We start from the raw sequence: 25,033 nt of genomic DNA, 5'->3' as shown, positions 1-25,033 counted from the left end.
GCTCGGTGACGCCGGCGGAGATCGTCGCGCGCAACCGGCGGCTGATGCGGGAGTTGCTGGCGCGGCCGGAGCCGGAGGCGCCGCGGCGGAGCCGGGTGCCGCTGGTCGCCGCGCTGGCCGCGCCGGGGGTGGCGGCGTTCTGCGTGCTGGCGGTGGTGCGCCCGCGCAGCGCCGCGAACGTCGCGGTGGCGGCGGGGATCGCGGCGGGGGTGGTGGCGCTGCTGCTGCCGGGCGCGCTGGCCGTACGCCGCCGGGCGGACCGCCGGCTCACCGCCGCCGCGGCCCCGGCACGCGCGGCGCTGAGCGGTGCTGTGGCGAGGGCGGCAGGGCCCGTGCCCGTGCTCTACGGGCTGAACACCGTCCCGGCGTACGCCACCGAGCCGGCGGCGTGGGACCGCGGCCCGCAGCGTCCGGGCGCGGTCGCCGTCACGGCGGACGCGCTGCTGCTCCGCGGCGCGGACGGCGCGGCGCTGGACCTACCGCTCCCGGCGCTGTTCGGCGCGGTGGACCAGCCGGGGACGTGGCCGGCCCAGGGCTGCGTGGATATCCACCTGCACACGGGCGAGGCGATCCAGCTCCGCACCCCGCGCCGCGGCGAACTCGTCGCCGCACTGAAGGCCGCCGGCGTACGGGTCCTCCGCTGACGCGCCCCCTGGCCCGGGCGGATGCGGTGTCCGGGGCCCGCGGGGGCCGGCTCGTACGCTGGACGGATGGCGTCCCAGCAGCGGCCCGCGCGCCCCGCGTCCGGCTCCCGGCCGGTCGGCTCCGCGACCCGCGGAACGACCAACCCCAACCGGCTGCGCCGCATGGACCGCTGGATCACCGCCGCCCACGGCGCCGCCCTGCGCCGCACCGCGCGCGCCGCGGGCCGGGCCGTCGCCGTCGACCTCGGCTACGGCGCCGCCCCCTGGACCGCCGTCGAGCTGCTGGAACGGCTCCGTACGGCCTGCCCCGCGGCCGAGGTCGCGGGCGTGGAGATCGAACCGGAGCGGGTCGCCGCGGCGCGCCCGTACGCGCGCGAGGGGCTGACGTTCCTGCGCGGCGGCTTCGAGATACCGCTCCCCGGCGGCGTCCGCCCGGCGCTGATCCGGGCGGCCAACGTGCTGCGGCAGTACGGCGAGGAGGAGGTCCCGGCGGCGTGGGCGCGGCTCACGGCACGGCTCGGCCCGGACGGGCTGCTGGTGGAGGGCACCTGCGACGAGGCGGGGCGGCGGCACGTCTGGGTGGCGCTGGGCCCGGAAGGCCCCCGCACCGTCACCTTCGCCGCCCACCTGGCGACCCTCGGCGCGCCCTCGGACCTGGCGGAGCGGCTGCCGAAGGCGCTGATCCACCGCAACGTCGCGGGGGAGGCGGTGCACGCGTTCCTGCGTGACTTCGACCGCGCGTGGGCGTCGGCGGCGCCGTACGCGCCGCTGGGTGCGCGGCAGCGCTGGATCCGTACGGCGAGCGCGCTGTCGGCGGACTGGCCGTTGACGGACGGCCCGGGCCGCTGGCGCCAGGGGGAGCTGACGGTGGCCTGGCGGGCGCTGGCGCCCCGCGGCTGGCGGGCGTAGCGGCGCGCGGGCCGCGCCGTGCCGCGGCACCGGCCGGCTCCGCGGAGCCGACCGCGCATGGGTGTGTCCGGCGGCGCACCCCTGCGCCCGGACGCGCACCCCGTGTTCGGCGGCGCCCGCCCAGCCTCTCCCCGCGCCCTGCCCCGCCGTTCGCGCCCGCCTCCGGCCGGCCTCGGGCGCCTTCGCCGTACGGGCACACGGCACGGTGCGCACCGCCTCACCGCGCCCGGCACACCCCAGCCGTCCAGCCGCGTCCTGCCCACGGCAGCGCGCCCGCCCCGAGCCGGCCTCCCCCGGCCGTCCCCGCCACCTCCTCGGGAATGAAACCGCCACCCCCGGTGTTCACCCCATCACGGAGAGGAGAACGGCGATTCCGAGGAGGAACCAGCAGCCGTGAGCCACCACCTGTCCCGGCTTCGCGCGCTCGCGCGGCACCGGCGACCGCGTCGCGTCGCCATGCTCTCCGTGCACACCTCCCCCCTCCACCAGCCCGGCACCGGCGATGCCGGGGGCATGAACGTCTACATCGTCGAGCTGGCCCGGCGGCTCGCCGAGATCGGCGTCGAGGTCGAGGTCTTCACCCGCGCCACCACCGCCGCCGTCCCGCCCGCCGTCGAGCTGGCGCCCGGGGTGCTCGTGCGGCACGTGGCCGCCGGGCCGTACGAGGGGCTGGCCAAGGAGGATCTGCCCGCGCAGCTCTGCGCGTTCACGCACGGCGTCATGCAGGCCGAGGCCGGCCACCGGCCCGGCTACTACGACCTCGTGCACTCCCACTACTGGCTCTCCGGCCACGTCGGGTGGCTCGCCGCCGAGCGCTGGGGCGTGCCGCTGGTGCACGCCATGCACACCATGGCCAAGGTCAAGAACGCCGCCCTCGCCACCGGCGACAGCCCCGAGCCGCCCGCCCGCGTCATCGGCGAGAGCCAGGTCGTACGGGCCGCGGACCGGCTCATCGCCAACACCGACGACGAGGCGCACGACCTGATCCACCACTACGACGCCGACCCCGCCCGGGTCGCCATCGTGCGCCCCGGCGTGAACCTCGACGTCTTCCGCCCCGGTGATCCGGGCACCACCCGCACGGACGCCCGCGCCGACGCGCGCGCCGCGCTCGGGCTGCCGCAGGACGCCTTCGTGCCGCTGTTCGCCGGCCGCATACAGCCGCTGAAGGCCCCCGACGTGCTGTTGCGTGCCGTCGCGCTGCTCCTCGACCGGACGCCGGCGTTGCGCGAGCGGCTGGTGGTGCCGGTGGTGGGCGGGCCGAGCGGCAGCGGGCTGGCCAAGCCGGAGTCGCTGCAGAAGCTGGCGGCGCGGCTGGGAATCAGCGACGTCGTGAGGTTTGAGCGGCCGGTGGCACAGAAGGCGCTCGCGCGCTGGTTCCGGGCGGCTTCGGTGCTGGTGATGCCGTCGTACAGCGAGTCGTTCGGGCTGGTCGCGCTGGAGGCGCAGGCGTGCGGGACGCCCGTGGTGGCGGCGGCGGTCGGCGGGCTGCCGGTCGCGGTGCGCGACGGCGCCACGGGGCTGCTGGTCGACGGCCACGACCCGGCGGACTTCGCCGACGCGCTGGGGCGGCTGGCCGCCGACGCGGCGCTGGCCGACCTGATGGGCGCGGCGGCGGCCGGGCACGCGGCGGGCTTCGGCTGGGATGCCGCCGCCCGCGCGACGGCCGACGTGTACGCCGCCGCCATCGCCGGGCACCCCGGCGGCGTACCGCCGCGCGTGGGCGGCGCGCCCGGTCGCCTACGATCGCCGCATGGCTGAGGCAGCGGGCACGGACCCGACCATGAGTGCGGCGGCGAAGGTCGTCGAGGGCACCCTCCGGGAGTCGGGGATCGACTACGAGTCGCCCGCGGCGGGCACGTACGTCGTCTCCCTGCCCGGCACGCGGAAGCTGTCGACCACCTGCCAGCTCATCGTCGGCCGGCACTCCCTGTCGGTCAACGCGTTCGTGATCCGCCACCCCGACGAGAACGAGGCCGGGGTCCACCGCTGGCTGCTGGAGCGCAACACCCGGCTGTACGGGGTGAGCTTCGCCGTGGACCGGCTCGGCGACATCTACCTCGTCGGCCGGCTGCCGCTGGCGGCGGTGACGCCGGCGGAGCTGGACCGGGTGCTGGGCACGGTGCTGGAGACGGCGGACGGCAGCTTCAACAGGCTGCTGGAGCTGGGCTTCGCGACGGCGATCCGCAAGGAGTACGCGTGGCGTACGGCGCGCGGGGAGTCGACGCGCAACCTGGAGGCGTTCACGCACCTGACCCGCCCGGAGCAGCCGGAGTAGTACGGAGCGCGTCCAGCATCCGCTCCAGCGCCGCCCACGTGCCGGCGAGATCGTCAGGGCCGGCGTCGGCGGCCAGCCACAGCGCCGCCTCGTTCATCGCGCCCGACAGCAGGTGCGCCAGCGGCGCCACCGGCTGCCGCGCCACGACCCCCGCCGCCACCAGCTCCGTCAGCGCCTCCGTCAGATGCCGCGCCGATGCCGCCTCGTCCATCGCCCGCCACTCGCTCCACCCCAGCACCGCGGGCCCGTCGACGAGCATGATCCGCTGCAGCTCGGGGTCCGTGCTCGCGGTGAGGAACTCGCGGCAGCCGGCGGTCAGTTGCCCCCACGGGTCCGGGTGCCGCCCGGCGGCCTCCGCGACGCGCCGGCCGACGTCCTGCTGCACCTCCGCCAGCACGGCGCGGAAGAGGTCCGCCTTCCCGTCGAAGTGGTGGTACAGCGCGCCCTTCGTCACGCCGGACGCGCGCACGATCTCGGCCAGCCCCACGGCCCCGTAGCCGCGGCTCGCGAACAGCCGCCTGCTCTCGCGCAGCAGCGCCCGCCTGGTCTGCTCCCGCTGCTCCGCCCTGACTCCGCCGCGCGCGGTCATGGCCACCTCACCTTCATTTGACGTACCGATGGTATGCGAACTACGGTTCTTGACATACCGATGGTACGCGAAGGGGTCGACCATGCATCTGACCAGCTTCTATCCTGTGATCGGCACGAACCGTCTCGCCGAATCCCGGGACTTCTACGTCCGGCTGATCGGCTTCGAGGTGACCTTCGAAGCCGACTGGTACGTGAGCCTGCGCAGGCCCGGCGACCCGCCGTACGAACTGGCCCTGCTCGACCCCGCGCACCCGACGGTCCCCGAGAGCCACCGCGTGCCCACCCGGGGCCTGCTGCTCAACTTCGAGGTCGCGGACGTCGACGCCGAGTGGCAACGGCTCGTCGTACGCGAAGGGCTGCGGCCCGAGCTGGAGCTGCGCAGCGAGGACTTCGGACAGCGGCACTTCATCATCGCGGACCCGAACGGGATCCTCCTCGACGTGATCACGCCGATCGCGCCGACGGGCGAGTTCGCCGAGCAGTACGCGACGCCGTAGGCGGCGGCGCGGTCCCTCAGGCCGCCTCGGAGGGCAGGGCGGCCAGCAGCGCGTCGACAAGGGTACGGTCGCGGCCGTGGGTCAGCCTGCGGCGGGCCGCGGCGGGCGGCAGCCAGACGACGCGGTCCACCTCGTGGTTCGGGACGAACGCGCCGGCAGCCGCCCGGGCGGCCCAGTAGCGGACCTCCTTGGGCCGGCCGTCCGCCACCCGGTAGTGGGTCGTGGGCAGCGGGGCGCCGGGCTCGCAGGCCATGCCGGTCTCCTCGGCGACCTCGCGGCGGGCGGCGGCCAGGGAGTCCTCGCCGGGCTTGAGCTTGCCCTTGGGGTGGGACCAGTCGTCGTACTCGGGGCGGTGGACCAGGGCGATCTCCAGCCCGCCGGCGGCGTGCGGCGCGGGCCGCCACAGCACGCAGCCGGCGGCGCGGATCAGGTCCGCCGGGTGGTCGGTCACTCGCGCTCTCCTCTCGTCTGCCAGAGCCTGCCGAAGGTGAAGCGCGCGGCTTCCGCCTCGTGGCGCTGGTCGGCGTGGAGTACGCCGAGGGCGTAGGCGGTGGCGGGGGCGATCCGCGGGGTCGCGGCGGCGGAGGCGGCAGCGGCGGCGGCTTCCACGGCCTCCCGGTCGCGGTCGAGCGCGGCGCCCGCGGCGGGCAGCGGCGGCCCCGGCGGGGATACGGGGACGGTGCCGGGCGGGCACGCCGCCAGGACCTCCGCGGCGTGCCGGGCGCGGCGGACGAGGGCGTGGACGTGCCGCCAGGGGGCGTCGTCGCGGTCGTCGGCGGCGGCGAGGCCGCGGGCCAGGGCGGCGGCGTTGTACGGGCGGCCGGCGCGGGCCAGCGGCAGGGCGGCGACGGCGGCGGCCAGCGTGCGGCGCAGCTCGGCGTGGTGTGCGGGCAGCGCGGCGGCGGGCCGCCGGGCGGCGCCGGTCAGCGGCGCGTCGGACACGAGCAGGGCGACGGCGTCGGCGAGGGCGTGGTACCGCGCGGACGTCAGCGCGTCCAGCGCCTCGGAGTGCGCCCGGCTCCGCGCCAGCCCGAGCCGCCGCTCCAGCAGCGCCGCCGCCCGCGCGGCCCCGGGCGCGGCGGCGGGCGCGATGGCGGAGACCACGCCGGCGCGCTCGTCCGCGTCCTCCCCCGACAGCCTTCGCAGCGCCGTCACCAGCCGGTCCCGCCGCGCCGCGCACAGGTACTCGCGCAGCACCGTGGCGCCCAGCCAGTGCAGCTCCCCCGCCGTCCGCTCCGCCCACTGTCCGTCCAGTAACGGGCGGAAGCTCCCCAGCGTGTCCGCGATGCGCAGCGCCGCGTCGTGGACCGCCCCCGCGACGGCCGCCGCCCCCGCCCCGGCCACCGCCTCGGCGCCCGCGGCCTGGGCCGGCAGATCCCGCAGGCCGCGCAGCAACTCCGTGGCCTGCGTGCTCAGGTACCCGGTCAGCACCTCGCCCGCGGCGAGCGCGCCGCCCGGCGCGCCCGCCGTGGCCGCCACGGATGCCTCATGCCGCGATGCCACGCCGGCGCCTCCGGGCGTCGATGAGCATTTCCTGCACGTTCGCCAGCGGGTTCCCCGCGTCGTCCACCGCGTTGCGGGTCCAGTCGCCGTTGGAGTCCAGGTGCCAGGAGTCCACCGCGTCGGACATCCCCGTCTCCAGCAGCCGGTTCAGCGCCTCCCGGTGCGCCGGGTCCGCGACCCGGACCAGCGCCTCGATGCGGCGGTCGAGGTTGCGGTGCATCATGTCCGCGCTGCCGATCCACACCTCCGGCTCGCCCCCGTTGCCGAAGGCGAAGATCCGGGAGTGCTCCAGGAACCGGCCCAGGACGCTGCGTACCCGGATGTTCTCCGAGAGGCCCGCCACCCCCGGCCGCACCGCGCAGATGCCGCGCACCCAGATGTCGACCGGCACGCCCGCCATCGAGGCCCGGTAGCAGGCGTCGATGACGGCTTCGTCCACGATCGAGTTGACCTTGATACGGACGTACGCGAGCTGCCCGGCCCGGTGGTGCGTGATCTCGCGGTGGATGCGGTGGACCAGCCCCTCGCGCACCGACGTCGGCGCGACCAGCAGCCGGCGGTAGTTCTCCCGGCGCGAGTAGCCCGAGAGCCGGTTGAACAGGTCGGAGAGGTCCGCGCCGACCTGCGGGTCGGCGGTCAGCAGGCCGAGGTCCTCGTACAGCCGGGCGGTCTTCGGGTGGTAGTTGCCGGTGCCGACGTGGCTGTAGCGGCGCAGGATCTCGCCCTCCTGCCGGACGACGAGCGACAGCTTGCAGTGCGTCTTCAGCCCGACGAGCCCGTACACGACATGGCAGCCCGCCTCCTCCAGCTTCCGCGCCCACTTGATGTTCGCCTGCTCGTCGAAGCGCGCCTTCAGCTCCACCAGCACCAGCACCTGCTTGCCGCTCTCCGCCGCGTCGATGAGGGCGTCGACGATCGGCGAGTCACCGGAGGTGCGGTACAGCGTCTGCTTGATGGCCAGCACGTCCGGGTCGGCCGCGGCCTGCTCCAGGAACGCCTGTACGGAGGTGGAGAAGGAGTCGTACGGGTGGTGCAGCAGCACGTCGCGCTCGCGCAGCGCCGCGAAGATGTCGGGCGCGGACGCCGACTCGACCTCGGCGAGGTCGCGGTGCGTACCGGCGACGAACTTCGGGTACTTCAGCTCCGGCCGGTCCTGCGTGGCGATGCCGAAGAGCCCGGTGAGGTCGAGCGGTCCTGGCAGCGGGTAGACCTCGGCCTCGGAGATCTTCAGCTCGCGCACCAGCAGGTCCAGCACGTACGGGTCGATGGACTCCTCCACCTCAAGCCGCACCGGCGGCCCGAAGCGGCGCCGCATCAGCTCCTTCTCCAGCGCCTTCAGCAGGTTCTCCGCGTCGTCCTCCTCGACCTCCAGGTCCTCGTTGCGCGTCACCCGGAAGGTGTGGTGGGCGAGGACCTCCATGCCCGGGAAGAGGTCTTCGAGGTGCGCGGCGATGACGTCCTCCAGCGGTACGAACCGCTGCGCGCCGCCGACCGTGGCGGTCTCCAGGAACCGCGGCAGCAGCGGCGGCACCTTGACGCGGGCGAAGTGGCGGTGGCCGCTGACGGGGTTGCGGACGACGACCGCGAGGTTCAGGGACAGCCCCGATATGTACGGGAACGGGTGCGCCGGGTCGACGGCCAGCGGCGTGAGCACCGGGTAGATCTGCTGCCGGAAGAGGGTGAAGAGCCGGGCCTGCTCCTTCTCGCCCAGGTCGGCCCAGCGGATGAGGTGGATGCCCTCGTCGGCCAGCGCCGGCTGCACGTCCTGCTGGAAGCAGGCGGCGTGCCGCGCCATCAGCTCGCGCGAGCGGTTCCAGATCAGGTCCAGCACCTCGCGGGGCTGCAGCCCGGAGGCGGAGCGGGTGGCGACGCCGGTGGCGATACGGCGCTTGAGGCCGGCGACGCGCACCATGAAGAACTCGTCCAGGTTGCTGGCGAAGATCGCCAGGAAGTTCGCGCGCTCCAGCAGCGGGGTGGCCGGGTCCTCGGCCAGCCCCAGCACCCGTTCGTTGAACGCCAGCCAGCTCCGCTCCCGGTCCAGGAAGCGGCCCTGCGGCAGTTCCTCGTCCGCCTCCCGCTCGGCGTAGTCGTCGGCGTCGGCGTCGATGTCCGGGTCGATCTGCTGGACCCCGCGCTGCATGGCGGGGGCCACGGGGTGCGGGCGGCGCGCGGCGATCGAGCCCACCGACGGCTGGGCCGGCTGCGCGGGCTGGGCGGGGGTGACGAGGGGCGAGCTGTCGTCCATGCCCCTATTCTCCCGTGTCCGAGGCCGCCTCGGCACGGCGGAGAGGTTCGCGGCGGAGCGCTGCATCCACCGATGCTCGCAACCGAGGTTGAACCGAGGGTAACGACCCGGCCAACCCTCGGTTCCGTCCGGGCTCCGCCGGGCCTGGAAGAGACTGCCTGCACCCGGGGGTCCGGGAGATCCGCGCAGGGAGGCCGCCGGCCCCCGGCCCCGGCCCTCGGGGCTCCGAGTGCCGTCCCGGAGCGGTGTGGGGGCCGGGTGGCTAGCCCTCCGTGCGGTACATCAGGTCCGTTTCGTGGGTGCGGAAGCCCATGCCCTCGTAGACGGCGACCGCCGGGGCGTTGTCGGCGTCCACGTACAGCATCGCCGTCGGCATGCTGCGGTCGTACGCCAGGTAGCGCAGCCCGATCGTCGTCAGCGCCTTGCCCAGGCCGCCGCCCTGCGCGTCGGGGTGCACGCCCAGGACGTACACCTCGCCCAGTTGCTCCGCGCTGTGCACCTTCGTCCAGTGGAAGCCGACGATCTTCCCGGCGCGCTCGGCGAGGAAGAAGCCGCGCGGGTCGAACCAGGGCTCCGCCTTGCGGTCGTCCAGGTCGGCCTGCGTGAGGGAGCCCTGCTCGGGGTGGTGGGCGAAGGCGGCGGCGTTGACGGCCAGCCACTCCGCGTCGTCCTCGCCGGGGCGGAACGTACGCACCGTGACCCCCGCCGGCAGCCGCGGCCCGGGCGCGGTGTCCGCCGCGAACCCGTCCAGCGGCATACGCATCTGACGCAGCTCGCGGAAGAGGGTGAGGCCCAGCAGTTGCGCCAGGTGCCGGGCCGCGGGGTGGCCGCCGTGCGCCCACAGCCGCATCCGCTGGCCCGACTCGGTCAGCAGCGCGCGGCCCAGCGCCCGGCCGTGGCCGCGGCGGCGGTACGCGGGGTGGACGACCAGCTCGGCGGCGGGCGGCTCGACGGGGTCGGTCTCCTCCAGTTGCGCGTAGCCGGCGGGTTCCGTGCCGTCGTACAGCAGGACGTGCCGGACGCCCTCGCGGCGGCCTCTGCGCAGGGTGAGCCGGCCCTGCTCGGAGACGGCCTGCCGGCCGTCGGCCTCGGCGGCGGCGTCGATGATGCCGAGCACGGCGTGGGACTGCGACGGCGTGAGCTCGTCGAGCACCTCGATGCGCCTGCCGCGCGGCTTTCCCGTGTCGGTCGTACCGGACTCCGTCATGGAGAAAGCCTAAGGCCAGCGGGACGTCCGACAAGCTTCGGGATTCGTTCAGTCGCCGTTGCAGACGCGCTACGCGCGTCGACCCTATGCTGCCGAGCGGTGTTTCCGCGTCGCGCCGAGGGGGCGTTCATGGAGAGGTCTCGAACAACACAGCAGCGGGCAGGCAGGGTTCGTACGGCACCGGCCAGGCGCAGGGCCGCGGCGGCGGCAGCGGCGCTGGTGGTGGCCGGGGGCCTCTTCGCCGCGGCGCAGCCGGCGGGCGCGGACTCCGCGGACGGCGGGGACAGCGCGCAGCGCCCGGGCCGCGGCCGTACGGTCGACGTCCAACTGCTGTCCTTCAACGACTTCCACGGCAACCTCGAACCCCCGCAGGGCTCCTCGGGGGTGATCACCGAACTCCGGCCTGACGGCTCGACGGAGGACATCGCCGCCGGCGGCGTCGCATACCTCGCCTCCTCCCTGCGCGACGCCCGCGCGGGCCACCGCTACTCCGTGACCGCCGCCGCCGGCGACCTCGTCGGCGCCAGCCCGCTGATCTCCGGCCTCTTCCACGACGAGCCCACCGTCGAGGCCATGAACGGCCTCGGCCTCAACGTCGCGGGCGTCGGCAACCACGAGTTCGACGAGGGCCGCGCCGAGTTGCAGCGCCTGACGGACGGCGGCTGCCACCCCGAGGACGGCTGCTACACCGAGGGCCGCACCTTCGCGGGCGCCGACTTCCCCTACCTCGCCGCCAACGTCACCGACGAGCAGACCGGCGAGCCGGTCCTCGACCCCGTGTTCGTCTGGGAGCAGCAGGACGTGAAGATCGGCTTCATCGGCGTGACGCTGGAGGCCACCCCCGACATCGTCTCCGCCGAGGGCGTCAAGGGCCTGGAGTTCCACGACGAGATCGAGACGCTCGACACGTACGCGGAGGAACTGCGGCGGCAGGGCGTGGAGTCCATCGTCGCGCTCGTGCACGAGGGCGGCTTCCCCGCGGAGTCGGCGGGCGGCGCGTACAACTACGACTGCGACAGCCCCGCCCCCGGCGCCGGCATCTCCGGCCCGGTCGCGGAGATCGCCCGGGGCACGTCGGCCGACGTCGACGCCTTCGTCACCGGCCACACCCACCAGCCGTACGCCTGCACCATCCCCGACCCCGAGGGCAAGCCGCGCAGCGTCACCTCCGCGTCGTCCTTCGGCCGGCTCTACACCGACACCACGCTGACGTACGACCGCCGCAGCGGCGACATCGTCCGCACCGCGACCGAGGTGCCGCACGCCGAGAACCACGTGGTCGACCGCGAGCAGCCCAAGGCGCCGGACATGACCGCGCTGATCGAGGAGTGGAACACGCTCGCCGCGCCGATCGCGGCCAAGCCCGTCGGCTACGTCTCCGGTGACATCCCGCGCGAGGGCACCGAGTCCCCGCTCGGCGACCTCGTCGCCGACGCACAGCTCGCCCACGCCCGGACGCTCGACGAGGGCGCGCAGGTGGCGCTGATGAACCCCGGCGGGATCCGCGCGGACCTCACGTACGCGGCCTCCGGCGACGAGGGCGACGGCGTCGTCACGTACGGGGAGGGCTTCACCGTCCAGCCGTTCTCGAACACCGTGAACCTGACGAGCCTGACCGGCGAGCAACTGCTCCAGGTGCTCCGCGAGCAGGTCAGCGGCGTCAACGAGGAGTCGCCGAAGGTCCTCCAGCCGTCCGCGGGCCTGACCTACACCCTGGACCTGACCAAGTCCGGCGCCGACCGCGTCGTCGCCGACTCCGTCCGGCTCGACGGGCAGCCGCTGGACCCGGCGGCCACGTACCGCGTCGCCGTCAACTCCTTCCTCGCCGGCGGCGGCGACGGCTTCCCGACCCTCGCCGAGGGCACAGAACCGCTGGTCGGCGGGGACGACCTGGCGGCGCTGGAGAGCTATCTGACGGCGAACTCCACCGCGGACGAGCCGCTGGCGCCGCCGGCAGCCGACCGGATCACGGTGGTGGGGCAGTAGGAGACCCGGCAGCAGGAGATCGGCAGGGGGTGAGCGGCCAGCGGCCGGAACCGGCTGCGCCGCTCACCCCCGTCTGCTGTGATGGTCACCCCGCGCGTCCTCCCCGCCGGCGGGCGGCGGCTTCCACGGAGGTACGAGATGAACAGCAACGAGGACGCGGCGACCCCGGCGGTCGACGCCAGCGTGCCGCACGCGGCGCGGATCTGGAACTACTGGATGGGCGGCAAGGACAACTACCAGTCCGACCGGGACGCCGGCGACGCCGTGGCGCAGGTCTACCCGGACATCGTCACCATGGCCCGGCAGTCCCGCCAGTTCCTCATCCGCGTCGTGTCCCACCTGGCGCGGGAGGCGGGCGTACGGCAGTTCCTGGACGTCGGCACCGGCCTGCCCACGATGCAGAACACCCACGAGGTGGCCCAGCAGATCGCCCCCGCGTCCCGCATCGTGTACGTCGACAACGACCCGCTGGTGCTCACGCACGCCCGCGCCCTGCTGGGCAGCACCACCTCCGAAGGCGCCACCTCCTACGTCCATGCCGACTACCACGACCCGGAGCAGATCCTCGCCGGCGCGGCGGACACCCTGGACTTCGGCGAGCCGGTGGCGGTGATGTTCATGGGCGTGCTGGGCTACGAGCCGGATCCGGCCGAGCTGCGCCGCATCGTGGGCCGGATCATGGCGGCCGTGCCGTCGGGCAGCCACCTGGTGCTGTGGGACGGCACCGACACCGGCGAGGCCGTCGTCGAGGGCGGCGAGAAGCTCATCGAGGCCGGCGGCGTCCCGTACCACCTGCGCAGCCCGGAGGAGCTGGGCAGGTGCTTCGAGGGGCTGGAGCTGACCGAGCCCGGCATGGTGCCGATCACGCACTGGCGGCCGGCCGCCGCGAGGGTGGGGTCGGTCGAGCCGATCGACGCGTACGGCGCGGTGGGGCGCAAGCCGTAGCGCGCCGGGACGCCGGTGCCCCGCCGCGCTCTGAGCGGCGGCGGGGCAGGCGGGGCCGGGCGGGGCGGGTTAGAAGTTGAAGACGTTCCCGCCGGTCGCGAGGTCCGCCATGCAGGCGTTGGGGAAGACCTCGGAGACGTAGTCGACGGGCTTGCCGCGCCAGGTGCCGGTGGCTCGCAGCTCGACGGGCTCGTACTGCATCGTGCACGCGCCTTGCTTCTCCGTCAGGTCCTCGAACCGCCCGTCGACCTCCGTCAGGTCCGTGCAGGCCGACTCCGCGGCGGGGTGCGTGCCGCCGGCCGGGTCGCAGTTGAGGACGGCGAGGCCGCCCTTGGCGCGGTCGCTGACGTACTTCGTCGTCAACTGCAGGTGCGTGGCGTCGAACGGCTCGGGCAGCGGGCGCTCGGCGGCGGCGGTGGCGGCGGTGAGCGGGAGCAGCACGGCGGCGGTGGCGGTGGCCAGGACGGCGGCGAAGGGCCGGACGGTCATGGGGGGTTTCTCCTCGGCGAGGGGTGGGGTACGGGGTCTGGAACGTCAGAGATACCCCAGTTGGTCAGCGACGCGCGGCACCGTCACCCGAAGGAGGCATGTCCTTCGAATGCGCCGGCGTACCCCGTACGGGTGCTGATACCGGTTCCGCGCCTCCCGCGGCCTACGCCGAACGGCGCCCCGCCCCCGTCACCCGCCTGCCGTCCACCCCTCCGACCGCTGCTCCGCCCGCTGCTCCGCCCGCCGCCCCCGGATCGCCGCTAAGGACCCCGGCGGCGGCTCCGGCGCCCCCGGCAGCCGCAGCAGCGCCTCCGTCCCGCCGCCGGCCGCCCGGCGCAGCTCCACGGTGCCGCCGGCCTGCTGGACCGTACGGGCCACGATGGACAGCCCGAGCCCGCTGCCCGGCCGGCTGCGGGCCGACGGCGAACGCCAGAACCGCTCGAAGACGTGCGGCAGCTCCGCCTCCGGGATGCCGGGACCGTGGTCGCGCACCCGCAGCAGCCCGTCGCCGCCGAGCCGGAGTTCGACCTCGCCGCCGGCGGGCGAGAACTTCGCCGCGTTGTCCAGCAGGTTGACCACGGCCCGCTCCAGCGCCGCGGGTTCGGCCCGTACGAACCAGGGCGCAAGCTCCGCCGCGATCCGCACCTCCGGCGCCCGCAGCCGCACCCGCCGCACCGCCCGCTCGGCGATCTCATCGAGCGCGACGACCTCAAGCTGCGCCTTGTCCGGCGCCGCGTCCGGGCGCGACAGCTCCTGGAGGTCGCCGATGAGCGCGGCCAGCTCGGTCATCTGTGCGGTGACGGAATCCAGCAGTTCCCTGCGCTGCCGCGGCGGCAGCTCGCGGCCGGACTCCTCGCTGCGGGCGAGCAGCTCGATGTTCGTACGCAACGAGGTCAGCGGCGTGCGCAGCTCGTGCCCTGCGTCGGCGATGAGCTGCTGCTGCCGCTCCTGGGAGGTGGCGAGGGCGGCGGTCATGGCGTTGAACGAGCGGGACAGCCGGGCGATCTCGTCGTCGCCGTCGACGGGGATCTCGACGGCGAGGTCCTCGGTACGGGCGATGTGCTCGACGGTGTGCGTCAGCCGCTCCACGGGGCGCAGGCCGGCGCGGGCGACCACGAGCCCGATCGCCCCGGCGCCCAGGACGCCGCCGCCGGCGACGAGGGCAAGGACGAGGGCGAGGGTGCCGAGGGGGTCGGTGACCTCGCTGAGCGGGCGGGCCAGGGAGATGGCGGTCGGCTGGCCGTTCACCGTGGGGCCGTTGATCGTACGCACCCGCCATTCGGTGCCGTCCGACTCCACGTCGTGCAGGAGGTCGGTGCGCTGCTGGCCGGACTGCGCGGCGATCGCCCGGTCCGTCTCGGTGACCGCGATCGTCCGCTCACCCTGCAGCCAGCAGGCCGTGCCGTCCGCGAGTACGAGTTGCACGGTCATCCGGTCCGTGTTCAGGTCGAGGCTCTCCGGGGGGCCCGCGGGGCGCGCGTCCACGCAGCCGACGGTGCGAAACACGTCGGGCAGGGTTGTTCTCGGCACCTCGGCCTGCTGGAGCGAGTGGTCCAGCTGGTTCATGAGCTGGTCGCGGGTGATCAGCCAGCAGGCGAACGCGGCCACCGCCACCGCCACCGCCACCGCGGCGGCCGTGAGCAGGGCCAGCCGCGAACGCAGCGGAAGTCGGCCGAGACGGGAGGTCACCTGCCGCCGCCCGCCCGGCTCTCCCCCTCGGGGGCGCGCAGCACGTAGCCGACGCCGCGCACCGTGTGCACCAGCCGCGGGGCGCCGCCGGCTTCCGTTTTGCGGCGCAGGTACATGACGTAGACGTCGAGGGAGTTGGAGCTGGGCTCGAAGTCGAAGCCCCAGACGGCCTTGAGGATCTGCTCGCGCGTGAGCACCTGCCGCGGATGGCTGAGGAAGAGCTCCAGCAGCGTGAACTCGGTGCGGGTCAGCTCCACCGGCCGGCCGCCGCGGGTGACCTCGCGGGCGGTGAGGTCCATCCGCAGATCGCCGAACTCCAGCGTCTCGGCGGCCTCGGCCCGCTCACCGCCCTCGGCGTACGCGCGGCGGCGCAGCAGCGCGCGGATCCGGGCGAACAGCTCGTCCAGCTCGAACGGCTTGACGAGGTAGTCGTCGGCGCCCGCGTCGAGCCCCGTCACGCGGTCGCCGACGGTGTCGCGGGCGGTGAGCATGAGGATGGGCACCCGGTCGCCGGCGGCCCGCAGCCGGCGGGCGGCGGTCAGGCCGTCCATGCGTGGCATGAGCACGTCGAGGACGACGAGGTCGGGGCGGTACGAGACGGCCTTGTCGAGGGCGTCGAGGCCGTCCACGGCGAGTTCGGTCCCGTAGCCCTCGTAGGCGAGGCTGCGCTCCAGCGCCTCGCGTACGGCCGGCTCGTCGTCGACGATCAGGATGCGCTGCTGCTGCTCGGTCACGGCCTCAATTGTTCCTGAGGTCGTCGAGGATGTGCTTCACATCGTTGATGGGGATGGCGAAGCCGAGCCCGACGCTGCCCGCGGAGGAGCCGTCCTGCGGCGCGTACATCGCCGAGTTGATGCCGACGATCCGGCCGTTCATGTCGACGAGCGCGCCGCCGGAGTTGCCGGGGTTGAGCGAGGCGTCGGTCTGGATGGCCTGGTACGTGGTCGTCTGCGACCCGAGCCGCCCGTTGTACTGGCCGCCGCCGAAGCCGAACGGCCACTGCTCGCCGCCCTGCGGCTGCTGCTGTTCCTTCTCGACGGTCACGTCGCGGTCGAGCGCGGAGACGATGCCGCTGGTGACGCTGCCGCTCAGGCCCTCGGGGGAGCCGATGGCGACGACCTCGTCGCCGACCTTGAGGGAGTCGGAGTGGCCGAGCGTGGCGGGCTTGAGGCCGGTCTTGCCCTCCACCTTGATGAGGGCCATGTCGAGGTCGGCGTCCGTGCCGACGACCTCGGCGGTGGCGGTGGACCCGTCGCTGAAGGTGACCTCGACCTGCTGGGCGCCGGAGACGACGTGGTTGTTGGTCAGGATCTCGCCGCTCTCGCTGATGACCACCCCGGAACCGGTCGCCTCCCCGGCGGTCGAGGAGGACTGGATCTCCACGACACTGGGCCCGACGGCGGCGGCGACCCCGGCGACGGACCCGCTGTTCCCGGCGGAGACCTGGGTCCCGCTGGCGGCGCCGACGGCACTGCTCCCCGTACCGGACGAATCGGTCAGCTCCCCGACGAGCGCGGCGCTGCCACCCCCGACCACGGCCGCAACGAGCGCGGCGGCGGCAAGCAGCCCGAGCGGCCCCTTCGCCCGCCTGCGCCGCGGTGGCCCGCCGTCGGGCGGCGGGCCACCGAACCCGGCGTAGCCGCCGTGGCCGCCGTACGCGGCCTGGGGGTCGTGGCCGGTCTCGGCCGGGGTGGCGGGCACGACCCCGTCACGACCGGCTGCGAAGGCGGGCTGGGTGCTGGTGCGGTATGTCTGCTCCGTCATGTCTTCGACGATCCCCGGGGATTCTGAGAGCCGTCTGAGACGGATGTAAGAAGCGGAGTAAAACCGCGTTTGCCCGATATAAAGCCGCGGGCGGCGGCCCGCGGCGGACACGCGTGGAACGATCACGCCGGACACCTTCCGGACGGAAGTGGGGAACTGTGCTGTAGGTGGGTCGCCGCCGCCGAGAAGGTTCGCGGGCACTCTTGATCACGTGTGTGCGGCCGACAGGCAGGGATCGGCCCGGCCCGTACGATGGCGGTAGCGCGCGATGGGCAGGGAGGCACAATGAGCACGATGTACCCGCAGTACGCGCAGTGGCTGCGCCAGGCCCGGCGCTCGATGAAGCTGCCCAAGTCGGTCAAGCTGCTCTTTGACCAGGGGCGCTTGTACATGTCGCCGGTGACGGAGGCGCACAGCGAGGCGGACGATTCGATCCGCTCCCAGCTGGCGGACCAGTTGGGCGGAGAGCCGGCCCTGCACGTCACGCGTGACAAGGGTGTGCTGCCGGAACTCGACGGCTACACGCCCGAGCCGGATGTGCTGGTTGTGGACGCCGGCGCGCTGGGTCCCGGGGACGCATTCGTCGACCAGAAGCATGTGCACTTTGTGGCCGAGAGCGTATCCCGCTCGGCGGTGGGGCAGGACTACGGCCGAAAGCTCAACCAGTACGCGGCCCGCGGAATCCCGACGTATCTGATCGTGGATGTACTGGCCGGCGAGTCCGTGCTGTACCAGGCGCCGAAGGGCGACGAGTACACTTCGGCCATCCCTTACAGCTTCGGCGAGAAGATCGCTTTTGCCCTCGCCGGGGTTCCGGTGACGGTACGCACGGACTTCAAGAAGATCCGCTGAACCTGTGTCGCCGCCGCGGCCTCCCGTCCCTGGGCGGGAGTGCCGACGACGAGGGCGGCGCCGATCCAGAACCACCAGCCCCGAAGCGAGGCCCACCCCGGCTCCATGCCCCGGCCAGGCCCAGTGACGACGAAGCCGCCGCGACTCGCAGCTATACGCGGGGAATCCGGCACCATACGGAGCCCGAAGGCCGGCTACCGCCCCGCCGCGCGCACCCACAGGGCCGAAACCGCGCGGGCGACCACCCCGCAGCCCCCGAATGGACACAACGGGGACAAACTCCGGGTAACCACCAAGCCAAACTCACACAAATCACCCACGCAGCCCGACTTTTGCGCACTTAGGCGCGCTCGCACCCCTTCCACGCATCGGCCCAGCCGCCGCCTCGACGACCGGGCCGACCCGGTGCGGTCGCACAGACCGCCGCCGGCAGCAGCTACGTCCGCGGGAACTCCCCGCGCTTGACGGCCGCGACGAAGTCGGCCCACGCGACAGCGCTGACAGCGAGCACACCGCCCGCGGGGTCCTTGCTGTCCCGGACGGCGCGGCCGTCCGGGCTTACGGCCGCGACCTCCACGCAGTTGCCGGACTCACCGCTATAGCTGGACCTGCGCCACGCAACGCTGCCGTACTCCGGTGACTGCATACCGTCCCCCTCCGGGTACTAGTCAAACGTCGTTCTCAAACGGGCGATCAGATCACGGCTCTCGGCCGGAGCCAGAGCCGTGGACCGCAGCGAGTCGAACGTGAGCGTATACGTATCGATCTCTTCCGCGGTCTCCAGGTAGAGCGTGCCTGTCTTGTGCTCCACGCACACAACGTCGGAATAGGCGGGCGTGGGGAAGCTGAACAGCACGAAAGCCCCCATGAGCCCAGCATGCGCGCCCGCGCGGTGCGGGACAACCTGCAGCTCCACACTCGGATGCTCCCCCACCGCCAGCAGCCGGTCGAGCTGTGCGCGCATCACCTTCGTACCGCCGACGCACGTCAGCAGCGCGGCCTCCCCCTGGATCACACACACCCGCGGTGGATCGTCACCCTCCAGCACCCTCTGCCGTTCCATGCGGATGCCGACCAACTCGTCCACGCGCTCCCGGCCGAGCATCGCGTTGCTGCCCTCCACAAGCGCCCGGGCGTAGTCCGCGGCACGCCAGAAGCGTGGGCCGTGCCCGGACCGCTCTGAGAGCCCAGTTGGGGCTGTGGGGCGTGGATCAGGACGTGGCCGATACGGCCGTGCTGCTGCTCTCCGAACTGGTCACCAACGCCGTGCGGCACGGCAAGGTGCCCCCCGGGCGAGAAATCGGCACCCGGTTCGCCCTGCGGGCGGGGGCACTACGACTGGAAGTCGCGGATGCCAACGACGACTGGCCCCACCCCCGCATCGCGGGCGAGGACGACGAGAGCGGGCGCGGGCTGGCGCTCGTGGACGCGCTTGCCGATGACGGGGGGTACCTCTTGGCGGACGAACGGCATCGGGAAGTGCGTGTGGGTGCAGCTCCGGCTGCCGCCGGACCGGGGTTGACGCCCCGGGCCCCCTACGGGCAGCCGCAGGAGCGGCGGGTGACCAGGTTCGACGGGAACTGCTTCAGGCGTTCGCGGCGGGTGGCCAGGGGGGTTTCGTCCAGGACCAGGTCGACCGCCGCGCGGGCCATCGCCGGGCGGTCCGAGGCGACCGTCGTCAGGGGCGGGTCCGTCAGGCCCGCCTCCTTGACGTTGTCGAAGCCGGCCACCGCCAGTTCGCCCGGGACGTCGATGCGCAGTTCGCGGGCCGCGCGGAGGATGCCGATGGCCTGGTCGTCGGTGGCGCAGAAGATGGCCGGGGGGCGGTCCGGGCCGGCGAGGAGCTTGAGGCCGACCTGGTAGGCGTCGTAGCGGTTGTACGGGGACTGGAAGAGGCGGCCCTCCGTCGAGCGGCCTGCCGCGCGCATCGCGAGGCGCCAGCCCTCCACGTGGTCGGTGACCGGGTCGCCGGTGGTCGGGGTGGTCTCGACGCCGCCCAGGCAGGCCACGTACGCGTGGCCGTGCTCCAGCAGGTGGGTCGTCGCCTGCCGGGCGCCGCCGACGTCGTCCGTGACGACGACCAGGTCCTCCGGCTGGTCCCGGCGCTCGTGCATGAGCACCACCCGGGCGTCCCACGCGTCGATCTCCGCCGCCGCGGCCGGGCTCGGGCCCTGGCTGACGAGGATCAGGCCGGAGACGCGCATGCCGAGAAAGGCCCGCAGATAGTGGACCTCGCGGTCGTCGAGATAGTCGGAGTTGCCGACGAGGACCATCTTGCCGCGCTCGGACGCCGCCTGCTCCACCGCGTGCGCCATCTCGCCGAAGAACGGCTGCCGCGCGTCCGGCACGATCATGCCGATGAGGTCCGTACGCCGCGAGGCCATGGCCTGCGCCACGCGGTCCGGGCGGTAGCCCAGCTCCTTTATCGCCGCGAGCACCCGCTCCCGGGTGGCCGGGGCGACCGGCCGGGGTCCGTTGTTGATGACGTAGCTCACGACCGCGGTCGAGGTCCCCGCCAGTCGTGCCACGTCGTCCCGCGTCACCTTGGCCACGGCGCAAGTCTACGCGTGATGACTGCCCGCACTACCCCGCCTTGTGATGCCCTGGCCACAGGTGCAGAACGCGCTATGCGCGCGAGCGGCGCGCCTCCTGCGCCGCGCCCTTCTGCTCCTGCTTGTCGGTCTTCTTCTCGGCCTTCTCCGGCACCACGAAGCGGTAACCCACGTTCCGTACGGTGCCGATCAGCGACTCGTGCTCCGGCCCGAGCTTCGCCCGCAGCCGCCGTACGTGGACGTCCACGGTGCGGGTGCCGCCGAAGTAGTCGTAGCCCCAGACCTCCTGCAGCAACTGGGCCCGGGTGAACACCCGCCCCGGGTGCTGCGCGAGGTACTTCAGCAGCTCGAACTCCTTGAAGGTCAGGTCCAGCACCCGGCCCTTCAGCTTCGCGCTGTACGTGGCCTCGTCCACCGTCAGGTCGCCGTTGCGGATCTCGGTGGGGCTCTCGTCCGCGGGAAGCTGCTGGCGGCCCAGCGCCAGCCGCAGCCGCGCCTCCACCTCGGCCGGACCCGCGGTGTCCAGCAGTACGTCGTCCACACCCCACTCGGCGGTGACGGCGGCGAGCCCGCCCTCGGTCACGACGAGGATCAGCGGGCAGCCGGGGCCGGTGGAGCGCAGGAGCTGGCAGAGGCTGCGTACCTGCGGCAGGTCGCGGCGGCCGTCGATGAGGATGACGTCGGCGCCGGGGGTGTCGATCAGGGCGGGGCCCTCGGCGGGGGCCACCCGGACGTTGTGGAGCAGGAGGCCGAGCGCGGGAAGCACCTCCGCGGAGGGCTGCAGGGCGTTGGTCAGAAGCAGCAGCGAGCTCACGGGCGCACCTCCCGGTGCGCGGCGGTGGCGGCGGGAGCGGGGACGGGGATCGTGGTGATCACGGTCACGTTCGCGGTCGCGGCCACGTTCGCGGTCGCGGTCGCGGTTGTCAGGGTCTTGGCGCTGCCTCTGCGTTTGCCCATGTGGTCGGCCTCCTCAGCAGGTGGCATGAAAGCACGAAAGGACCCGGGGGCAACCTTGCCCGGGTCCTTCACACGTCAGAATAGCCCACATGAGCTCCACCTCCGCGGCTTCGTCCGGTCGGCGAGACGCTGCCCCCGGTTCTTCCCTGCCCGGCCCGCCGGGTTCGCACACGGCGTTGCTGCGGGCCGCGGACGGGGTGCCGATCGAGGCAGCGTACGTCCCGGGGCCGGGGCCGGGGGCCCCGGCGGTCGTGGTGGCGCACGGCTTCACGGGCGCGCTGGAGCGGCCGGCGATCCGGCGGGCGGCGGCGGTGTTCGCGCAGCGTGCTGGGGTGGTGACGTTCTCGTTCCGGGGCCATGGGGGCTCCGGCGGGCGGTCGACGGTCGGGGACCGGGAGGTGCTGGACCTGGCGGCGGCGGTGGCGTGGGCGCGGTCGCTGGGGCACGGGCGGGTGGCGACGGTGGGGTTCTCGATGGGCGGATCGGTGGTGCTGCGCCACGGCGCGCTGTATCGCGCGGAGGCGCGGGGGTTCGCGCGGGGGCGCGAGGAGCGCGCGGGGGCGTACGCGGACGCCGGCTCAAGCCCGGCCGGGGGCGGTACGGCGAAGGGGGCGTACGCGGACGCCGTGGTGTCCGTCAGCTCCCCGGCCCGCTGGTACTACCGCGGTACGGCGCCGATGCGGCGGCTGCACTGGATAGTGGAGCGCCGTACGGGCCGCGCCGTCTCCCGCCTCGCCCTGAAGACCCGCATCCACGACCGCCGCTGGAACCCCGAACCCCTCTCCCCCACCGCCGCGGTCCCCCTGATCGCCCCGGCCCCGCTCCTCATCGTCCACGGCACCCGGGACGCCTACTTCCCCCTGGACCACCCCCACGCCCTCGCCGCGGCGGCCGGGCCGGGCGCGGCGAAGCTGTGGCTGGAGGAGGACTTCGGCCACGCGGAGAACGCGGCGAGCGACGAGCTGCTGGGACGGATCGGAACGTGGGCGGCGGAGGCGGTCGGGGCGGAGGGTCAGCGGACGTAGTTCTTGAGCTGTTCGGTGTCGAGTTCGATGTTCACCGGGTCAGGGATGACGACAGGCTCGCCGAAGGGGGCTGTGTGTGAGTCCCAGTAGCAGGCACGGTCCGTATCAGGGTGAGTGAAGACGGTCACGGTGCACGAGGACCGGTCGACCAGCAGGTGGACCGGGATGCCCACGGCCGCGTAGGCGGACGGCTTCTCGCGTCGGTCACGACGGTCGGTGTCGGAGTCGAAGGAGGTGACTTCGACGGTCATCAGCACGCCGTCGGGCTCCGCCCATTCACCCTGGCCGGCGAAGTGCTCCCACGGAGCCAGCACGCCGTCCACCCAGGCGCGCCCTTCCCGGTACGCCTCTACCTTGAGTCGCTTTTCGGCGAAGAGCCCAAGCTCCGGCCTGCTCTGCATGCAGCGACGCAACAGCCACATGATGATCGTGTCGTGATCTCCGTCGGCCACAGGCTTTTCCCTGATCTCCCGAGCGATGTACTCCAACCTGACCGCCTTGCCCGACACCTTGTAGGCGTGACTGGCGATCTCCTCGAACTCCTCGACCGTCGCCTGCGACGTGCGCTCTGCCATAACGGTCATGGTGCACCCCCTTCCGGGTCGCGGCCAGTCTCGCCCGCCCGCGCCGGGCCGATCATCGGTCCGGGACGGAGTCCACCCGCTCGGGTGACCTAGATCGTTTCTGCTACCGGCTCCGCGAACTGCGCCTGGTACAGCCTCGCGTACGCGCCCTCCGCCGCCAGCAGTTCCTCGTGCGTCCCCTGCTCCACGATGCTGCCCGCCTCCATCACCAGGATCACGTCCGCGTCGCGGATCGTCGACAGGCGGTGGGCGATCACGAAGCTCGTGCGGCCCGTGCGGAGTTCCGCCATCGCGTGCTGGATCAGGACCTCCGTGCGGGTGTCCACTGAGCTCGTCGCCTCGTCCAGCACCAGGATCGCCGGTTCCGCGAGGAACGCGCGGGCGATGGTGACGAGCTGTTTCTCGCCCGCCGAGACGCCCGTGCCCTCCTCGTTGATCACCGTGTCGTAGCCGTCCGGGAGGGTGCGTACGAAGCGGTCGACGTGGGTGGCCTTCGCGGCGGCGACGATCTTGTCCTGCGGGGTGCCCGCCGGGGCGCCGTACGCGATGTTCTCCGCGATCGTGCCGCCGAACAGCCAGGTGTCCTGCAGCACCATCCCGATCTGCGCGCGCAGCTCCTCGCGGCTCATCTCGGCCACGTTCACGCCGTCGAGCAGGATCCGGCCGCCGGCCACCTCGTAGAACCGCATCAGCAGGTTCACCAGCGTCGTCTTCCCCGCCCCCGTCGGGCCGACGATCGCCACCGTCTGGCCCGGGCGCACCGTCAGCGACAGGTCCTCGATCAGCGGCTTCTCCGGGTCGTACGAGAACGAGACCCCCTCGAACGCCACCTCGCCCCGCACCGGCGCCGCCGGGCGGGCCGGCTGTTCGGCGTCCGGCTCCTGCTCGTCGGCGTCCAGCAGTTCGAAGACCCGCTCCGCCGAGGCGACGCCGGACTGCACCAGGTTGGCCATCGACGCGATCTGCCCCAGCGGCTGGCTGAACTGCCGCGAGTACTGCACGAACGCCTGCACGTCGCCGATCGACAGCGCGCCGGAGGCGACCCGCAGGCCGCCGATGACGGCGACCAGCACGTAGTTGAGGTTGCCTATGCACATCATCGCCGGCTGGATCAGCCCGGAGATGAACTGCGCCCGGTAGCCGGCCCGGAACAGTTCGTCGTTCTCCTCGCGGAAGGTCTCGGCCGCCTCGTCGCGGCGGCCGAAGACCTGGACCAGGGAGTGGCCGGTGTACATCTCCTCGATGTGCGCGTTCAGCTTGCCCGTGGACGCCCACTGCGCCACGAACTGCGGCTGCGCCCGCTTGCCGACCCGGGTCGCGACCGTGATCGACAGCGGCACCGTCACCAGCGCGACCAGCGCCAGCAGCGGCGAGATCCAGAACATCATCGCCAGCACCCCGGCGATCGTCAGCAGCGACGTCACGATCTGGCTCATGGTCTGCTGAAGCGACTGCCCGACGTTGTCGATGTCGTTGGTCGTACGGGAGAGGATCTCGCCGCGCTGATTGCGGTCGAAGTACGACAGCGGCAGCCGCGACAGCTTGCCCTCCACCTCCTCGCGCAGCCGGAAGACCGCCCGCTGGACGACGACGGCCGTCAGCCGCGCCTGCGCGAGTCCGAGGCCCCACGCGGCGGCGTACACGAGGGCCGCCCACAGCAGCGTCACGCCGACGGCGTCGAAGTCGATGCCGTCGGTGGGGCGGGCGGAGCCGGTGTCGACCTGGCCGCCGTAGACGCCGGCGACGACGAGGTCGGTGGCGTGGCCGAGGAGCTTCGGGCCCGCGACGGTGAGCGCGACGCTGGCGGCGCCGAGGGCGAGGATGGCGCGGATCAGGGTGCGGTCGGGGCGCAGGGTGCGCAGCAGGCGGACGGCGGAGCCGCGGAAGTCCATCGAGCGCTCGACGGGCGGGCCGCTGAACATGCGCATGGGGCCGCCACCGGCGGCGGGGCGCGGGCCTGGCGGCTGCTTCCCCGCGCCCGGCCCTGGTTCCCCGGACGGTTTCTTCCCCTGTTCCTCCGCCGGTTCCTTCGGCGGCGCGCTCACTGGTGCACCATCCTTGTGTCGGTGGTCGTGTGACTGCTGATGCACCCGAGGTGCCGCCGGGTTACCGCCCTGCTCGCTCGACGCGTTGATGACGTCCGGCATGAGTTCTGCGGGATCCGGCGGTTGCCCGGGGCGTGGAGACCGTCGACAGGGCTGAGCGCCGTCGAGCGCCGAACAGTGAGCGGACTGGCAGACACGCTCCGGCACCGATACGAGGGTGCCTCCCCACTGGGTCTAGCAGCGGAGAGGCTGACATGGAGTCTGCCAGCAC

At 73.5% G+C, this 25,033-nt stretch carries 25 protein-coding genes and 1 pseudogene; 10 read left to right on the top strand and 16 right to left on the bottom strand.

The window, feature by feature from the left end; all coding sequences use genetic code 11:
- Positions 1 to 5 precede the first annotated feature (5 nt).
- From B124_RS04475 to B124_RS04460, 4 genes are all read left to right on the top strand, one after another.
- Entirely contained in the window at positions 6 to 644 is a 639-nt protein-coding gene (locus B124_RS04475; RefSeq protein WP_496501313.1) for a hypothetical protein, read from the top strand.
- A gap of 66 nt (positions 645 to 710) precedes the next feature.
- Positions 711 to 1,553 (top strand): class I SAM-dependent methyltransferase, encoded by an 843-nt coding sequence (locus tag B124_RS04470; RefSeq protein WP_496501312.1) that lies wholly within the window; start codon positions 711 to 713, stop codon positions 1,551 to 1,553.
- 393 nt (positions 1,554 to 1,946) lie between these two features.
- On the top strand, positions 1,947 to 3,314 hold the full coding sequence (gene mshA, locus B124_RS04465; RefSeq protein ID WP_496501311.1) for a D-inositol-3-phosphate glycosyltransferase: 1,368 nt from the start codon (positions 1,947 to 1,949) through the stop codon (positions 3,312 to 3,314).
- Positions 3,315 to 3,336: 22 nt separating this feature from the next.
- On the top strand, positions 3,337 to 3,831 hold the full coding sequence (locus B124_RS04460) for a type III secretion system chaperone family protein (protein WP_496501547.1): 495 nt from the start codon (positions 3,337 to 3,339) through the stop codon (positions 3,829 to 3,831).
- Here B124_RS04460 and B124_RS04455 read toward each other — a convergent pair.
- Entirely contained in the window at positions 3,797 to 4,420 is a 624-nt protein-coding gene (locus B124_RS04455) for a TetR/AcrR family transcriptional regulator (protein WP_496501310.1), read from the bottom strand. The two genes, B124_RS04460 and B124_RS04455, sit on opposite strands and share 35 nt — an antisense overlap.
- Positions 4,421 to 4,502: 82 nt before the next feature.
- Between B124_RS04455 and B124_RS04450 the strand changes: the two genes are divergently transcribed.
- A complete protein-coding gene (locus B124_RS04450) occupies positions 4,503 to 4,919 on the top strand; it encodes a VOC family protein (RefSeq protein WP_496501309.1) in 417 nt (138 codons plus the stop codon).
- A gap of 16 nt (positions 4,920 to 4,935) precedes the next feature.
- On the opposite strand, the gene B124_RS04445 is transcribed toward B124_RS04450, so the two are convergent.
- The 4 genes from B124_RS04445 to mshD form a co-directional block, all read right to left on the bottom strand.
- The gene (locus B124_RS04445) at positions 4,936 to 5,370 is read right to left on the bottom strand and encodes an NUDIX hydrolase (protein WP_496501308.1); all 435 of its coding nucleotides are present in this window, start codon (positions 5,368 to 5,370) and stop codon (positions 4,936 to 4,938) included.
- Positions 5,367 to 6,398, bottom strand: a complete 1,032-nt coding sequence (locus B124_RS04440) for a hypothetical protein (RefSeq protein WP_496501307.1) — start codon at positions 6,396 to 6,398, stop codon at positions 5,367 to 5,369. The genes B124_RS04445 and B124_RS04440 overlap by 4 nt, the downstream gene beginning before the upstream one ends.
- Before the next feature lie 7 nt (positions 6,399 to 6,405).
- Positions 6,406 to 8,667, bottom strand: a complete 2,262-nt coding sequence (locus B124_RS04435) for an RNA degradosome polyphosphate kinase (RefSeq protein ID WP_496501306.1) — start codon at positions 8,665 to 8,667, stop codon at positions 6,406 to 6,408.
- A gap of 262 nt (positions 8,668 to 8,929) precedes the next feature.
- On the bottom strand, positions 8,930 to 9,874 hold the full coding sequence (gene mshD / locus B124_RS04430; RefSeq protein ID WP_496501305.1) for a mycothiol synthase: 945 nt from the start codon (positions 9,872 to 9,874) through the stop codon (positions 8,930 to 8,932).
- A 129-nt stretch (positions 9,875 to 10,003) separates the two neighbouring features.
- On the opposite strand from mshD, the gene B124_RS04425 reads away from it, so the two are divergent.
- Both B124_RS04425 and B124_RS04420 read left to right on the top strand, forming a co-directional pair.
- Positions 10,004 to 11,860 (top strand): bifunctional metallophosphatase/5'-nucleotidase, encoded by a 1,857-nt coding sequence (locus B124_RS04425; RefSeq protein ID WP_496501304.1) that lies wholly within the window; start codon positions 10,004 to 10,006, stop codon positions 11,858 to 11,860.
- 138 nt (positions 11,861 to 11,998) lie between these two features.
- Entirely contained in the window at positions 11,999 to 12,805 is an 807-nt protein-coding gene (locus tag B124_RS04420; RefSeq protein ID WP_496501303.1) for an SAM-dependent methyltransferase, read from the top strand.
- 69 nt (positions 12,806 to 12,874) lie between these two features.
- Here the strand turns inward: B124_RS04420 and B124_RS04415 are convergent, their stop codons facing one another.
- The 4 genes from B124_RS04415 to B124_RS04400 form a co-directional block, all read right to left on the bottom strand.
- The gene (locus tag B124_RS04415) at positions 12,875 to 13,294 is read right to left on the bottom strand and encodes an SSI family serine proteinase inhibitor (RefSeq protein WP_496501302.1); all 420 of its coding nucleotides are present in this window, start codon (positions 13,292 to 13,294) and stop codon (positions 12,875 to 12,877) included.
- A gap of 189 nt (positions 13,295 to 13,483) precedes the next feature.
- Positions 13,484 to 14,983 carry a sensor histidine kinase gene (locus tag B124_RS04410; RefSeq protein WP_496501301.1) on the bottom strand — a complete coding sequence of 500 codons (1,500 nt, stop codon included), beginning with the start codon at positions 14,981 to 14,983 and terminating at the stop codon, positions 13,484 to 13,486.
- Positions 14,980 to 15,717, bottom strand: a complete 738-nt coding sequence (locus tag B124_RS04405; protein ID WP_496501300.1) for a response regulator transcription factor — start codon at positions 15,715 to 15,717, stop codon at positions 14,980 to 14,982. Before B124_RS04405 ends, B124_RS04410 begins: the two co-directional genes overlap by 4 nt.
- 4 nt (positions 15,718 to 15,721) lie before the next feature.
- A complete protein-coding gene (locus tag B124_RS04400) occupies positions 15,722 to 16,747 on the bottom strand; it encodes a S1C family serine protease (RefSeq protein WP_496501299.1) in 1,026 nt (341 codons plus the stop codon).
- A 285-nt stretch (positions 16,748 to 17,032) separates the two neighbouring features.
- Here B124_RS04400 and B124_RS04395 point away from each other — a divergent pair, with 285 nt between their 5' ends.
- On the top strand, positions 17,033 to 17,599 hold the full coding sequence (locus tag B124_RS04395) for a Uma2 family endonuclease (RefSeq protein WP_496501298.1): 567 nt from the start codon (positions 17,033 to 17,035) through the stop codon (positions 17,597 to 17,599).
- 436 nt (positions 17,600 to 18,035) lie between these two features.
- Here the strand turns inward: B124_RS04395 and B124_RS04390 are convergent, their stop codons facing one another.
- On the bottom strand, positions 18,036 to 18,245 hold the full coding sequence (locus B124_RS04390) for a DUF397 domain-containing protein (protein ID WP_496501297.1): 210 nt from the start codon (positions 18,243 to 18,245) through the stop codon (positions 18,036 to 18,038).
- Between the two features lie 18 nt (positions 18,246 to 18,263).
- Positions 18,264 to 18,704 carry a DUF5753 domain-containing protein gene (locus B124_RS04385; protein ID WP_496501546.1) on the bottom strand — a complete coding sequence of 147 codons (441 nt, stop codon included), beginning with the start codon at positions 18,702 to 18,704 and terminating at the stop codon, positions 18,264 to 18,266.
- On the opposite strand from B124_RS04385, the pseudogene B124_RS04380 reads away from it, so the two are divergent.
- A pseudogene (locus B124_RS04380) lies at positions 18,626 to 18,991 on the top strand (ATP-binding protein); the annotation flags it as partial. The gene B124_RS04385 and the pseudogene B124_RS04380 overlap by 79 nt on opposite strands.
- 143 nt (positions 18,992 to 19,134) lie before the next feature.
- Here the strand turns inward: B124_RS04380 and B124_RS04375 are convergent.
- The 3 genes from B124_RS04375 to B124_RS04365 all read right to left on the bottom strand — a co-directional run bounded on the left by B124_RS04375 (position 19,135) and on the right by B124_RS04365 (position 21,108).
- Positions 19,135 to 20,151 (bottom strand): LacI family DNA-binding transcriptional regulator, encoded by a 1,017-nt coding sequence (locus tag B124_RS04375; RefSeq protein ID WP_496501296.1) that lies wholly within the window; start codon positions 20,149 to 20,151, stop codon positions 19,135 to 19,137.
- Positions 20,152 to 20,224: 73 nt separating this feature from the next.
- On the bottom strand, positions 20,225 to 20,965 hold the full coding sequence (locus tag B124_RS04370; RefSeq protein ID WP_496501295.1) for a response regulator transcription factor: 741 nt from the start codon (positions 20,963 to 20,965) through the stop codon (positions 20,225 to 20,227).
- Complete coding sequence (locus B124_RS04365) at positions 20,962 to 21,108, bottom strand: hypothetical protein (RefSeq protein WP_496501294.1); 147 nt, start codon at positions 21,106 to 21,108, stop codon at positions 20,962 to 20,964. The genes B124_RS04370 and B124_RS04365 overlap by 4 nt, the downstream gene beginning before the upstream one ends.
- Before the next feature lie 89 nt (positions 21,109 to 21,197).
- On the opposite strand from B124_RS04365, the gene B124_RS04360 reads away from it, so the two are divergent.
- Positions 21,198 to 22,133, top strand: coding sequence for an alpha/beta hydrolase family protein (locus tag B124_RS04360; RefSeq protein WP_496501293.1), 936 nt, complete (start codon positions 21,198 to 21,200; stop codon positions 22,131 to 22,133).
- On the opposite strand, the gene B124_RS04355 is transcribed toward B124_RS04360, so the two are convergent.
- Positions 22,121 to 22,717, bottom strand: a complete 597-nt coding sequence (locus B124_RS04355) for a Uma2 family endonuclease (protein WP_496501292.1) — start codon at positions 22,715 to 22,717, stop codon at positions 22,121 to 22,123. The genes B124_RS04360 and B124_RS04355 overlap by 13 nt on opposite strands.
- A gap of 89 nt (positions 22,718 to 22,806) precedes the next feature.
- Positions 22,807 to 24,645: an ABC transporter ATP-binding protein gene (locus B124_RS04350; protein WP_496501291.1), complete on the bottom strand. Its 1,839-nt coding sequence runs from the start codon at positions 24,643 to 24,645 to the stop codon at positions 22,807 to 22,809.
- Positions 24,646 to 25,033: the final 388 nt, after the last annotated feature.

The sequence above is a fragment of the Streptomyces sp. CNP082 genome (assembly GCF_059570535.1).
This window is presented reverse-complemented; position numbering and strand designations above follow the sequence as displayed.

Bases quoted from the DNA above. Each gene is read 5' to 3' on its own strand.
- B124_RS04470 (WP_496501312.1), top strand. From the start codon at position 711: ATGGCGTCCCAGCAGCGGCCCGCGCGCCCCGCGTCCGGCTCCCGGCCG.
- B124_RS04460 (WP_496501547.1), top strand. From the start codon at position 3,337: ATGAGTGCGGCGGCGAAGGTCGTCGAGGGCACCCTCCGGGAGTCGGGG.
- B124_RS04455 (WP_496501310.1), bottom strand. From the start codon at position 4,420: ATGACCGCGCGCGGCGGAGTCAGGGCGGAGCAGCGGGAGCAGACCAGG.
- B124_RS04450 (WP_496501309.1), top strand. From the start codon at position 4,503: ATGCATCTGACCAGCTTCTATCCTGTGATCGGCACGAACCGTCTCGCC.
- B124_RS04435 (WP_496501306.1), bottom strand. From the start codon at position 8,667: ATGGACGACAGCTCGCCCCTCGTCACCCCCGCCCAGCCCGCGCAGCCG.
- mshD (WP_496501305.1), bottom strand. From the start codon at position 9,874: ATGACGGAGTCCGGTACGACCGACACGGGAAAGCCGCGCGGCAGGCGC.
- B124_RS04425 (WP_496501304.1), top strand. From the start codon at position 10,004: ATGGAGAGGTCTCGAACAACACAGCAGCGGGCAGGCAGGGTTCGTACG.
- B124_RS04420 (WP_496501303.1), top strand. From the start codon at position 11,999: ATGAACAGCAACGAGGACGCGGCGACCCCGGCGGTCGACGCCAGCGTG.
- B124_RS04415 (WP_496501302.1), bottom strand. From the start codon at position 13,294: ATGACCGTCCGGCCCTTCGCCGCCGTCCTGGCCACCGCCACCGCCGCC.
- B124_RS04400 (WP_496501299.1), bottom strand. From the start codon at position 16,747: ATGACGGAGCAGACATACCGCACCAGCACCCAGCCCGCCTTCGCAGCC.
- B124_RS04395 (WP_496501298.1), top strand. From the start codon at position 17,033: ATGAGCACGATGTACCCGCAGTACGCGCAGTGGCTGCGCCAGGCCCGG.
- B124_RS04390 (WP_496501297.1), bottom strand. From the start codon at position 18,245: ATGCAGTCACCGGAGTACGGCAGCGTTGCGTGGCGCAGGTCCAGCTAT.
- B124_RS04385 (WP_496501546.1), bottom strand. From the start codon at position 18,704: ATGCTCGGCCGGGAGCGCGTGGACGAGTTGGTCGGCATCCGCATGGAA.
- B124_RS04365 (WP_496501294.1), bottom strand. From the start codon at position 21,108: ATGGGCAAACGCAGAGGCAGCGCCAAGACCCTGACAACCGCGACCGCG.
- B124_RS04360 (WP_496501293.1), top strand. From the start codon at position 21,198: ATGAGCTCCACCTCCGCGGCTTCGTCCGGTCGGCGAGACGCTGCCCCC.
- B124_RS04355 (WP_496501292.1), bottom strand. From the start codon at position 22,717: ATGACCGTTATGGCAGAGCGCACGTCGCAGGCGACGGTCGAGGAGTTC.
- B124_RS04350 (WP_496501291.1), bottom strand. From the start codon at position 24,645: ATGCGCATGTTCAGCGGCCCGCCCGTCGAGCGCTCGATGGACTTCCGC.